The sequence below is a fragment of the Corynebacterium sp. HMSC072A02 genome (assembly GCF_001810085.1).
GTDB lineage: Bacteria > Actinomycetota > Actinomycetes > Mycobacteriales > Mycobacteriaceae > Corynebacterium > Corynebacterium hesseae.
Genome location: NZ_KV799889.1, coordinates 408 through 11,674, shown reverse-complemented (window position 1 = coordinate 11,674; position 11,267 = coordinate 408). Strand labels below are relative to the sequence as shown.

The 11,267-nt window shown below is 61.5% G+C and carries 13 protein-coding genes and 1 tRNA gene; 4 read left to right on the top strand and 10 right to left on the bottom strand.

The window, feature by feature from the left end; genetic code table 11:
* From HMPREF2698_RS12735 to nth, 5 genes are all read right to left on the bottom strand, one after another.
* Positions 1 to 856 (bottom strand): HNH endonuclease signature motif containing protein (locus HMPREF2698_RS12735; protein WP_070565229.1); only part of this gene is annotated, 856 nt, incomplete at its 3' end.
* 60 nt (positions 857 to 916) lie between these two features.
* Positions 917 to 2,104: a MarP family serine protease gene (locus tag HMPREF2698_RS12730; protein ID WP_070524079.1), complete on the bottom strand. Its 1,188-nt coding sequence runs from the start codon at positions 2,102 to 2,104 to the stop codon at positions 917 to 919.
* Positions 2,105 to 2,141: 37 nt separating this feature from the next.
* On the bottom strand, positions 2,142 to 2,819 hold the full coding sequence (locus HMPREF2698_RS12725; RefSeq protein WP_070524077.1) for an NUDIX hydrolase: 678 nt from the start codon (positions 2,817 to 2,819) through the stop codon (positions 2,142 to 2,144).
* Positions 2,816 to 3,385 (bottom strand): TlpA family protein disulfide reductase, encoded by a 570-nt coding sequence (locus tag HMPREF2698_RS12720; protein WP_070524075.1) that lies wholly within the window; start codon positions 3,383 to 3,385, stop codon positions 2,816 to 2,818. The genes HMPREF2698_RS12725 and HMPREF2698_RS12720 overlap by 4 nt, the downstream gene beginning before the upstream one ends.
* A gap of 9 nt (positions 3,386 to 3,394) precedes the next feature.
* Positions 3,395 to 4,054 carry an endonuclease III gene (nth, locus tag HMPREF2698_RS12715; RefSeq protein ID WP_230307831.1) on the bottom strand — a complete coding sequence of 220 codons (660 nt, stop codon included), beginning with the start codon at positions 4,052 to 4,054 and terminating at the stop codon, positions 3,395 to 3,397.
* Between the two features lie 300 nt (positions 4,055 to 4,354).
* Here nth and glxR point away from each other — a divergent pair, with 300 nt between their 5' ends.
* Positions 4,355 to 5,038 carry a CRP-like cAMP-activated global transcriptional regulator GlxR gene (gene glxR / locus HMPREF2698_RS12710; RefSeq protein WP_010189962.1) on the top strand — a complete coding sequence of 228 codons (684 nt, stop codon included), beginning with the start codon at positions 4,355 to 4,357 and terminating at the stop codon, positions 5,036 to 5,038.
* 99 nt (positions 5,039 to 5,137) lie between these two features.
* On the opposite strand, the gene HMPREF2698_RS12705 is transcribed toward glxR, so the two are convergent.
* Genes HMPREF2698_RS12705 through HMPREF2698_RS12695 form a run of 4 tightly spaced genes read right to left on the bottom strand, consistent with a single transcriptional unit; the run spans position 5,138 to position 6,937 of the window.
* On the bottom strand, positions 5,138 to 5,950 hold the full coding sequence (locus HMPREF2698_RS12705; protein ID WP_070524074.1) for an MBL fold metallo-hydrolase: 813 nt from the start codon (positions 5,948 to 5,950) through the stop codon (positions 5,138 to 5,140).
* Between the two features lie 18 nt (positions 5,951 to 5,968).
* Complete coding sequence (locus tag HMPREF2698_RS12700; RefSeq protein ID WP_070565226.1) at positions 5,969 to 6,427, bottom strand: RidA family protein; 459 nt, start codon at positions 6,425 to 6,427, stop codon at positions 5,969 to 5,971.
* Positions 6,427 to 6,588, bottom strand: coding sequence for a Sp36 family protein (locus tag HMPREF2698_RS13325; protein WP_154737218.1), 162 nt, complete (start codon positions 6,586 to 6,588; stop codon positions 6,427 to 6,429). Before HMPREF2698_RS13325 ends, HMPREF2698_RS12700 begins: the two co-directional genes overlap by 1 nt.
* Positions 6,589 to 6,601: 13 nt before the next feature.
* Positions 6,602 to 6,937 (bottom strand): WhiB family transcriptional regulator, encoded by a 336-nt coding sequence (locus tag HMPREF2698_RS12695; RefSeq protein WP_180952135.1) that lies wholly within the window; start codon positions 6,935 to 6,937, stop codon positions 6,602 to 6,604.
* 178 nt (positions 6,938 to 7,115) lie between these two features.
* Between HMPREF2698_RS12695 and HMPREF2698_RS12690 the strand changes: the two genes are divergently transcribed.
* Positions 7,116 to 9,548: a transglycosylase domain-containing protein gene (locus HMPREF2698_RS12690; protein ID WP_246819481.1), complete on the top strand. Its 2,433-nt coding sequence runs from the start codon at positions 7,116 to 7,118 to the stop codon at positions 9,546 to 9,548.
* A 4-nt stretch (positions 9,549 to 9,552) separates the two neighbouring features.
* On the opposite strand, the gene HMPREF2698_RS12685 is transcribed toward HMPREF2698_RS12690, so the two are convergent.
* Positions 9,553 to 10,017, bottom strand: a complete 465-nt coding sequence (locus HMPREF2698_RS12685; protein WP_070564310.1) for a GatB/YqeY domain-containing protein — start codon at positions 10,015 to 10,017, stop codon at positions 9,553 to 9,555.
* Positions 10,018 to 10,058: 41 nt separating this feature from the next.
* Between HMPREF2698_RS12685 and HMPREF2698_RS12680 the strand changes: the two genes are divergently transcribed.
* Both HMPREF2698_RS12680 and HMPREF2698_RS12675 read left to right on the top strand, forming a co-directional pair.
* Positions 10,059 to 10,964, top strand: a complete 906-nt coding sequence (locus HMPREF2698_RS12680) for a metallophosphoesterase (RefSeq protein ID WP_070565220.1) — start codon at positions 10,059 to 10,061, stop codon at positions 10,962 to 10,964.
* Between the two features lie 81 nt (positions 10,965 to 11,045).
* Positions 11,046 to 11,122 (top strand) — tRNA-Pro (locus HMPREF2698_RS12675).
* The last annotated feature ends 145 nt before the right edge of the window (positions 11,123 to 11,267 follow it).

Sequence of the window (11,267 nt, the reverse complement as noted above, 5' to 3'; positions counted from 1 at the left end):
CCTGCCAGGGGATGAGGTGATGGACTTGGCAGTAATCAGCGGGCTTATTGCAGCCTGGTCTAGAACACGTGTGGAATTCAGCATGCAGGGTAAGGCGTTGTTTGAAGTTTGCCCCTCGTGATAGCCGCCAGGTGTCGATGGGTCCTTCAATGGGGTGCACGATGGTGGCATACCCTATTTCGGCGAATTTGTGGGTGAGGAATTCTGCCCCGGTCATGCGCCCGCCGTTAGTGAGGTTGAGTTCGATGTAGTCCCCGTCACCGTTGATGATCTGGTCGAGCTCGTTGAGGGTGACGATGACTTGGGTGCGCACCGCAGGTTTGGAACCGGTGCCCTCTTTGAAGAAGATGTCGTTGGCGGCTTGAAGCAGGTCGGTGGTGTTGGTGGACTCTAAGACGCCGCGCATGTTGGCGATCGTGGTGGCGTCGTCAGTAATGGAGAGTGTGTTGGGGCCTTGTTCCCGGTAGGTGATGCGCACGCCTGGTTTGGCTATGCGTTTGGAGCGTAGTTCTTTCAGTCGTGTGGCGGCGACGGTGGGGATGCGGTGTGCGGGAGTGGCGGCGAGTTTGACTCGCAGGTTCCAGGCATCGAGGGTCTTTTTCACCTTGGACGTGTAGGACTCGATGAGGGTAAGAGTGCCCAGGCTGTGGCGTTGTTGAAGTGCTGCTTGACGGGCTTTGCGTTGTTTGCCACTGAAGCGGGTGGGGCCGAAATAAACCTGGTTAAGGTTTGCAAGCTCAGTGGCATCGGAAGCGGAAGCACCGAGCGTGCGGAGCTCATCGGGTGAGCCAGGAATGTTTTCCACCAGCGCAATCCCCGAGTTGCGTAGGCGGATGTAGGTTTCAATATCCCCCATGAGCACAGAGACTAAAACAGCACCGTGGGCCCCGCAACCGGAAGAAGAAACTACCTGGTCTTAGCCGACGCAGGAGCCGGTTGGGGTGGCGTCGACAAGCTGCGTGACGTCACCCACGTGGCCGCGCACCTCGTCCGCGGTAAGCGCATAGCCCGTATCGGAATCCTCCACGGAAGCACCAAACACAACGCCGAGCACCTGGCCTTCCGGGTTGATCATCGGACCGCCGGAATTGCCCTGCCGGATGCTACCGCGTACCGTGTAGGCATCGCGCTCCACGCGGCCCGTGGAGTAGATATCCGGACCAGCGATGGTGAGACGGTCGCGCACGCGCGCCGGCTCCGCAGTAAACGGCCCCGACTGCGGGAAGCCCAAGACGATGGCATCGTCCCCGGTAGCAGCCGCTTGCTCCGCCCACGGCAAAGGATCCAAGCCCAATCCCGGGCTATGCAGCACAGCAATGTCCACATCCGAGTTGTAATACACCACGTCCGCTTCCTTGAGGCCAAGGACCGTATCGAGGCGAACCTTATCCGTGCCCGCCACAACGTGGGCGTTCGTGATGACGTAGTCCGGCTCCGTCACAAAGCCCGAGCCCATGAGTCGGCGCGAACATGCCTCGGCATCACCCAGCACATGAATGACGGAAGGCCGCACGCGTTCTGCGAGTTTGGGATCCCCAATGTTCACCGCCGGCGCATCCACCTCGACATCGGCGCCAGATCGCTGCCAGGGCGATACCAACGGCGGCAACCCGGACTCGTTGAGGAGCGCAGCCAAGCCATTCGGCAGCGCCGCCAGGCGCGAAGGCGCCACCGCATTCAGCGAGCTCAGCACACGCGATTCACGCAGCGCCTGCCCCGGCTGGCCGCCCAGGTTGGAGGCCAAGGGCAAGGACACCAGCCAAATCACCACGATGGCCGCCGCGGCTTGGAAGACCGCGCCAATCGACGAATCCACGCGCTGCCCCGAGCGGGTTCGCATGCGGTCCCGCAGCGCCATGCCAAGCGACGTCCCCACCAGCTGCCCCAGCCCCACCAGCAAAATCAGCACGCCGACAGCCAGCAAAAAGCGCACGGCCGCCTGGTCCGTCAGCCCCATCACCAGCGGGGCAACCACGGTTCCTAAAACCAACCCCGCAATGATTCCCACCGCTGCGAGGACCGCCGCTAAGGCGCCCTGCCGCCAGCCCACGCGCACGGCAAGGAGCACGGCAATAACGATCAGGATGTCAACAGCTAGGGACACAGGGGGAATACTTTCTTAAAGGCTAAAAGGAGCAGAACTAGCCTATCTTCTCATTATTCAAAGAGCGATTGAGTGAGTCACGCAGATCATGAACCATATTCTTATCCCATTCCACGCTCCAGCCCGCATGGTCCATCAGCCCGGAGAGCACTCCCGCGGTAAAACCCCACACCACGTATCCCCGCGCCCGGAAGGCCGGCCCCTTCCAGCGGCTAAACCCCACCATCATGCGGTTAGCCGGATCCGCCAGCTCCCGCAGCGGGACGGTGAAGACATCGTCGGTCTCCGCCGGGCTCGCCGGCCACACGGTGCCCGGTTCATGCCAATACGCCAGGACCGGGCTCACGGTGTTGCCGGTAGCCCGGATGTCCAGCTTGCCCCACTGCTCAAGAGGGGTGACCGTGGAGCGGTCGAGGCCGGTTTCTTCCTCGGCTTCGCGCAGGGCGACGTCGACAAGCGAGGCGTCCCCCTCCTCCCTACGCCCGCCGGGAAAGGCAATCTGGCCGGAGTGCGAGCGCATCGACGGCGAGCGGTGCGTGAGCAGCACCTCACCATCCTCAAAACTGGTGCCCTTCAGCAGCACCAACACTGCCGATTCACGCCGGCGCTTGGCGGCCGGGACATGCCGAATGAGGCGTTCTTGGACCTTGTCTGTATCAACCCCGAGCGCCGGGCGCAGCCACTCCGGGGCATGGGCAGGAAAGAGGCGGCTCACTTGAGAACCTCCTCGACGGCCTCCTCCAAATCTTCTGCGGAGTCGAACGGCTTCACAAACTTCTCCTCCACCGTGCCATCGCGCACCACCAGGGTGATGGGGATAACGCCCGGCAACCCGAGCTCACCTGCGAAGGCGCCGTCATCGTCTTGGTAGCTGGGGATATCTACCTGCAGATCGCTGAGAAGAGCGGCCCCGTTGGCAGCGTTCGCGTCCGCATGCACGCCGACGACATTCCACGTCGGGTGCGCTCGCGCAAGGTCTTCGAAGAAGGGCAGCTCCGCGCGACACGGTTCGCACCACCACGCCCACACAGTAACGATCTGGACGTTCTTGGCCGCCGCAGTACCGGCCGCACCCAAGCACGGAAGATCCACACCCGCAAGCGGTCCCTCGGGGCATTTGGGGCGCTTGGCCACCTCTTGCTCCTGCGCCTCGGGGAGGGCAACCTCCGGCTCATCATTCTCAAGCAGGTTCACCACGCCGACGAACGCGAGCGCCGCCAGCGCGACAATGGCAGCGATGCTCGCCTTCACGTATCCGGGCCACCGAGAATATTGGCTCATTGCTCCACCTTAACCCCGCGACGGGCACCATGGGGCGAGGACGCAGGCCGCGCACTGTGGCTTTCGCGCGGTGCACACGCGCCGTCCATGGAGGATGAGGCGGTGCGAAAACACCGTTTGCTCCTCTTCGGGCACGCGCTTGGCGACGTCCCTCTCAATCGCCCTCGGAGTCTTCGCCTCGGTCAACCCAAGACGCTGGCTCAGGCGCGTGACGTGGGTATCCACCGTGATCCCCGGCAGGCCGAAGGCATTGCCGCGCACCACCAGCGCGGTCTTGCGCCCGACGCCGGGCAGGGAGGTGAGCTCGTCGATGCCGCGGGGCACCTGCCCATCGAAGTCCGCGACGAGCTTTTCTCCGATGCCTAACAGGTGGCCGGCCTTCGTGCGCTGGAATCCGAGCGGGCGGAGGATGCGCTCGAGGTCAGCACGGTCCGCGGCCGCGTAATCCGGTGCGGAAGGATACCGAGCAAAAAGCTCCGGAGTGACCTGGTTGACGCGGGCATCCGTGCACTGCGCCGAGAGCACCGTAGCAATAAGTAGCTCGAGCGGCGTGGTGAAATCTAGCTCGCAATCGGCGTCGGGATATTCATCCGCCAAGGCGGTACGAATATGAACGATGCGAGCGGCCTCGTCAGCGTCATCGTGGTGCACGGGAAGGTCAGGGGACATAAAAGAGATCTTAGTGACGGCGGCTAGAATGAGAAGCATGATTTCGCTCGTCATCTTTGTGCCGCTGTGCCTCGCGCTGTTTGCCATCCTCATGGAGAAACTTGAGGCGACGGCCTTCGAAAACTAAATAGACCATTCAAAGCGTGTGATTATTTTTCACGTTGGTGGAAATAGTGACTAATTACACTGTATGATATTGTGCAGTGCCTCGTGGCGCACTGGAGACTAGGTGCGTCAAATCAAACCAAACCAGCTTGTGTCCCAGTGTTTTCCGGGCTGCGCAGGCTTTAAGGAGTAACAGTGGAAGGCGTACAGGACATTCTCTCCCGCGCTGGCATTTTCCAGGGCGTCGATCCGGTAGCAGTACAGAACCTTATTGAGCAGATGGAAACCGTCCGTTTCCCGCGCGGCACCACCATTTTCGAGGAAGGTGAGCCGGGAGACCGCCTCTACATCATCACCTCGGGCAAGATTAAGCTCGCCCGCCACGCCCCGGATGGCCGCGAGAACCTCCTGACCGTGATGGGTCCGTCCGATATGTTCGGCGAGCTCTCCATCTTCGATCCGGGCCCGCGCACCTCTTCCGCTGTCTGCGTCACTGAGGTCACCGCAGCCACGATGAACTCTGAGATGCTCAAGCAGTGGGTAGCCGATCATCCGGCAATTGCTCAGCAGCTTCTGCGCGTGCTGGCCCGCCGTCTGCGCCGCACGAACGCCAACCTGGCGGACCTCATCTTCACCGACGTGCCAGGCCGCGTGGCCAAGACCCTGCTGCAGCTGGCTAACCGCTTCGGTGTGCAGGAGGGCGGCGCGCTGCGCGTGAACCACGACCTCACCCAGGAAGAGATCGCCCAGCTCGTTGGCGCTTCCCGTGAGACCGTGAACAAGGCTCTGGCCACCTTCGCTCACCGCGGCTGGATCCGCTTGGAGGGCAAGTCGGTGCTCATCGTCGATACCGAGCACTTGGCCCGCCGCGCACGCTAGGTCTTAAAGGCCGAGCCCGCCTATGCGGCCCTCGGCCTTCGACTTGTCCTAACGCAAAATCCCCCGAGAATTTCTCGGGGGATTTTCCTATGTAGTGCTTTAGTTCTGAGCCGCGAGGTACTTCAGCGCGGTGCGCGTCGACTGCTCAGCTGCGTGACGCAGGACCGGATCGACATCGTCATACATCTCATCAACGAGAGTCTTGACGTCGACGTCCTCACCCAAGCGCCCACGGACCTCCTTGATCTGGTCCAGGCGGTGGTGGCGGCGGTCAATGTACTTGCGGGCAACCGCGGAGGTGTCCTCCAAGTCCGGGCCGTGGCCCGGGAAGAGCGCCACGTCCTTGCCGCGTTCTTCCAGAAGATCCAGGGTCTTCAGGTAATCAGCCAAGTCGCCATCCGTCTCAGACAGCAGCACGGTGTGGCGGCCTGCGATGGTGTCACCGGTCAGGATGCCCTCCAGGGTGGAGTTCTTCGCTTCCGCGGACCACACAAAGAAGCAGGTGGAATCTGCGGTGTGACCCGGGGTGTGAACGACCTCAAGCTGCGGGGTGATGCCGTCGACGGTGATCACTTCTCCGTCGACAAGCGCGTCGCCCCCATTGCAGTAATTCGGATCGAAAGAGCGAATGGGAGCGCCGGTGAGCTGACGCAGGCGCTGGGCGCCTGATGCGTGATCATCGTGGCGGTGGGTAAGAAGGATCAACGCAACCTCGCCCGCCTTCGCGGTCACGACGTTGAGATGACCTTCATCCTCCGGGCCCGGATCAACCACAATGGCGCGGGAATCTTCTCCAGCGCGGATGATCCACGTATTGGTGCCCTCCAAAGCGGTGTAACTGGGATTATCGCACAGCACGACACCGACGGACTGGCTCACGGGACGCAGTTGGCTATATGCAGGATGCTCCATGGTTCTAACCCTATCCGATTACTCAGCGATTTCTACGATGACTTCGATCTCAACGGGGGAATCTTTCGGTAGGACCGCTACCCCCACCGCAGAACGCGCGTGGATTCCGGCATCTCCGAAGACCTCACCCAAGAAGTCGGAAGCACCATTGATGACCGCAGCTTGCTCAGTAAAGGAGGGGTCCGAAGCCACGAATCCAACCACCTTCACCACGCGGGTTACGTGATCAAGACCTACGAGACCATCGATTGCAGCCAAAGCGTTCAGCACGGCCACACGTGCCAATTCTTGCGCCTTTTCTAGGCTCACCTCTGCGCCGACCTTGCCGGAAGCCGGCAATTCACCGCCCACGACGGGCAGCTGGCCAGAGGTCCACACCTGGTTTCCCACGCGGGTAGCTGGGATATAGGACGCGAGGGGGACAGCGACAGAAGGCAGCTCGACGCCGAGCTCTTCAAGGCGGGCAAGCGCACCCATTAGGACTCCTCCACAGGACGCTTGAAATAGGCGACAACATTCTCCGGGTTCATACCCGGGGTGATGGTGACGAGCTCCCAGCCGTCCTCACCCCAGGAATCGAGGATTTGTTTCGTCGCGTGCGTAAGAACCGGCGCGGTGGCATATTCCCATTTAGTCATGGGCTCAATGCTACTAAATACCGATGAGTTCGCCACCCTCAGCGAGGTAATGGGCCCAGCTCGTGATGTGCGGGTTCTTGCGCAGAAGGGCGCGGCGCTGACGCTCCGTGAGGCCGCCCCACACGCCGAACTCCACGCGATTATCAAGCGCATCCGCGCGGCACTCATTGAGCACCGGGCAATGGCGGCAGATTACTGCAGCTTTACGCTGCTCAGCTCCTCGTACAAAGAGTGCATCGGGATCACCGTTGCGGCACTTAGCTTGGGTAACCCACTCACCACGCTCTGTGGTTAACGAGGCATTCTTTACCATTGCGGACCGTCCTGCACCTTTGACACTGACTGCCATGGCTAGGTAACTCCTTCCAAGCTCACCCCCGTCGAGCTCAAAGATCATGAATAACCCTCTACCCGACGGAATATTATGTACCCTTGGTAAGTCTATTCACAGACCGGTATACCTGTCTAACAGGTCACACTTTAGGGGGGTCTCCCGGATATCCTCCTAAACCACTAGTGTGTGGAGGGTGACTGTGATCAAATCCCTGGGAAAGCTCGTCCTGTCCACAGCACTGGTCGGCATCCTCATCGCGCTGGCCATCGCCCCCGTCGCTGGCGTCAGCGGTGTCGCCGTGGCCAGGACCAATGAGACGATGCAATCAGACGTCCAGGATCTCACCAACGGTGATACCCCCGGCGTGAGCACCATCTTGGATGCCAAGGGCAACCCCCTTGCGTATATCTATGAGCAGCGCCGCCATCCAGTGAAACCGGATGAGATCTCGGACGCCATGAAGAAGGCAGTGGTGGCTATCGAGGACCGCCGTTTCTATGAGCACGAGGGCGTCGACTTGCAGGGCAATGTCCGTGCGTTGTGGACCAACCTGGTTGCGGGCGGTGTCTCCCAGGGCGCATCCACGCTTGACCAGCAGTACGTAAAGAACTACCTCCTTTTGGTCAACGCGACTACCGACGAAGAACGTCAGGCCGCGACCGAACAATCCGTGGCCCGTAAGCTGCGCGAAATGCGCATGGCTACGGACATCGATGCCCGGCTCTCCAAGGATGAGATCCTCACCAACTATCTCAACCTCGTCCCCTTTGGAAACCACTCCTTCGGCGTTGAGGCCGCTAGCCGCACCTACTTCGGAACCGATGCCGCGCACCTCACCGTGCCGCAGGCTGCGATGCTCGCCGGCATGGTGCAATCCTCGGAATACCTCAACCCCTATACCAACGAAGAAGGCGTAACTGAGCGCCGCAACGTGGTACTCCAAGCCATGGTTGATAACGGCTCCCTTTCCCAGGAGGACGCCGACGCCTTTTCCCAGCAGCCACTCGGCGTGTTGGACAGCCCTGCAACCTTGGCTAACGGCTGCATCGGCGCGGGCGATCGCGGCTTCTTCTGCGACTATGTGCTGGAATACCTCAACGAAAAAGGCATCGACCGCGAGCACCTTGCGCGTGGCGGTCTGACCGTTAAGACCACGCTTGACCCCGACGTCCAAGACCAAGCGCTCAACGCAGTGCGAAGCAACACCGCCCCGGATGCGGCGGGCGTGGCGGAGGTCATGAACGTTATCAAGCCGGGCACCGATTCCCGCAAGGTCCTAGCCATGGTGTCTTCGCGCACCTATGGGCTCGACTTGAACAACAATGAAACCCTTCTGCCCCAGCCCAATTCTTTGGTGGGCAACGGCGCAGGCTCCGTGTTCAAGCTCTTTACCGCCGCGGCCGCCCTGGAGGCGGGCTACGGCATCAAGGACAAGCTGGCCGTGCCCAATCGCTACGAAGCGGAAGGCCTGGGATACGGCGGCGCAGCTAACTGCCCGCCCAACAAGTACTGCGTGGAAAACTCCGGCAGCTACGCCTCCACGATGACCATGCAGGACACGCTGGCCTACTCCCCCAACACCCCCTTCATCCAGCTCCCCGAGCAACTTGGCGTCGAGCGCCTAGTCGACATCGCCGTCAAGCTCGGCCTGCGTTCTTATGAAGAACCCGGCAGCTACGACGGCGAGTCCTCCATCGCCGACCACATTAAAGACTCCAACCTCGGCTCCTTCACGCTCGGCCCGACAGCAGTGAATGCACTGGAGCTGTCTAACGTGGGCGCGACGGTGGCGTCGCAAGGCATGTGGTGCGAGCCCAACCCCATCGAGGAAGTCACGGACTCCCACGGCAACGAGGTCTACCTCAAACACACGCCGTGCGAACGCGCAGTGGACAAGGAAGTGGCGAAGGCGCTGGAAAACAACATGACCGCCGATACCGAAAAGGGAACCGCCTCCGACTCTGCACGTGCTGCCGGCTTCAGCGGCCAGGCCGCCGCCAAGACCGGTACCACCGAGTCCAACCAGTCCTCGGCTTTCCTTGGATTCAACTCGGCGGTCGCTGCCGCACCGTACATCTACAACGACGGGACCACCACGAGCCCGCTGTGCACCGGTCCGGTACGCCAGTGCCCCAGCGGCAACCTCTTCGGCGGCAAGGAGCCGGCGGCAACCTTCTACACGATGGCCGCGCGCGTCCCCGAAGCACAAAAGGGCACGGTGCCCGATTATGACCGGGCCTACGACTCTGGCAAGGTTTCGCCGCTTATCGACGGCGTGAAGGGCAAGTCCGAGAGCCAAGCCCGTTCCGCGCTGGAGAAAGCCGGATACAAAGTCAGGACCACCGAGGTCCCCGCGCCCGGCGTGGGCTACGGCAAGGTAGTTCGCGTCATCACCGGTCCATCCGGCGCGAAGAAGGGCGCGGAGGTCACGCTCCAGCTTTCCGACGGCTCCGCGAGCGACTCTTCTGATTCTGCGAGCACGAGCCCAGTAGCCTGGGACTCCAACTCGGGCTCCCCGTCCGCACCGAGCGGCGGCGAGCCGGGAGGCGGCCAGTCCGACCCACTATTCACTCAAGAAGACGTTGACCGCTTCACAAACGACGTGCGGAGCTTCTTCGGGCTCTAGCGCGTTAGTTCAGGGCGGCCTTCACTGCCGTGGACAGGCGCTTGCCGTCCGCACGTCCGGCGGCCTTGGCGGTGGCCACCTTCATGACGTTGCCCATCTGCTTGATGGTCGCCGGCTCACCGGAGTCCTTCTCAACCTCGGCGATGGATTCTTTAACGAGGGCGTTCAGGGAGTCGTCGTCAAGCTGCTCCGGCTGGTAGGCCTCGAAGAAGGGGACGTCGACAAGCTCCGCCTCCGCCAACTCCGGGCGGCCATTCTCCGCGTAAACCTCTGCGGACTCGCGGCGCTTCTTAATCTCACGAGCGATGACCTTGAGGATGTCCTCATCGGTGATCTCGTGGCGAGAACCGGAAGTTTCCTCCGCCTGGATGGCAGACAGCAGAGAACGGATGGCGCTCGTACGGGCCTTGTCCTTGGCCTTCATCGAGGTCTTAAGGTCAGCGCGGATAGTTTCTTTCAACTCACTCATGCCCTTCAATCTACGCCAGCCGGCCAGGTAGTGTGGTGAGGGTGAAGATTTTCCCTGTCCTTGGCGGACTCGCCGCCGCCGGCCTGGGCACCGCCGCATGGGCGCACTCAGAGCTCACCAAGTTCGAGCTCAAGGAGTACACCCTGCCGCTGCTGGAGCCCGGTACGCTGCGCGAGGAGTCCGAGTTCCGCATCCTGCACGTATCCGACCTCCACATGATTCCGGGCCAACGCGCCAAAATCGAGTGGGTCTCAGGCCTCGACGCCCTCGACCCGCACCTGGTAATCAATACCGGTGACAATCTTTCCGACGAGCGCGGCGTCCCCGAGGTCCTCCGCGCGCTTGGCCCGCTGCTGAGCCGCCCGGGAATGTTCTGCTTTGGCACCAATGATTACTGGGCGCCGCGCATCCCGAATCCCTTCAACTACCTGATTGGGAAGAAGAACGAACCCTCTTATGTGAACCTGCCGTGGAAGGGCATGCGCGCGGCCTTCCTTGAGCACGGCTGGCACGATGCCAACCAGGATCGCGTGGAATTTAAGGTGGGCGATGTTCGCCTGGCTGCCGCCGGTGTGGACGACCCACACCATGATTTGGATGACTACTCGGAAATCGCCGGCGCCCCGAACGAGGATGCCGACCTGTCCTTGGCGCTGCTGCATTCCCCGGAACCCCGCGTCTTGGAGAAATTCGCAGCCGACGGCTACCAGCTGTCCCTGTCCGGGCACACGCACGGCGGCCAGCTCTGCCTGCCTTTCAAGGTGGCGGGTTCGCGCTCCATTGTGACCAACTGCGGCATCGACCGCGTCCGCGCCCAGGGCCTACACCGGTTCGGAGAGATGTACATGCATGTCTCCAACGGATTGGGCACCTCGAAGTTCGTTCCCTTCCGGGTGTTCTGCCGCCCGTCGGCCACGCTGCTGCGTATCACTGAGAAGGCCGCCTAGGGATACCCCCTACACGCTGCCGTTTTGTCCTTTCAGACCGGGGTGAGTTACAGTATTCCGGTACCGCTTAGAGCGAGACACCGGGATATGGCGCAGCTTGGTAGCGCGCTTCGTTCGGGACGAAGAGGTCGCAGGTTCAAATCCTGTTATCCCGACCATTAAACCCGACGGTTTTGCGAATCTAGCTTAAATCATTTGCGAAACTGCTCCGCATAGACAAACCCCCCGCATAGAAGCGGTGGGTTTGGTCGTTTTCGCCCTGATCCGGATGTTGACCAATAACAAACACAGCATGGTTCGTCC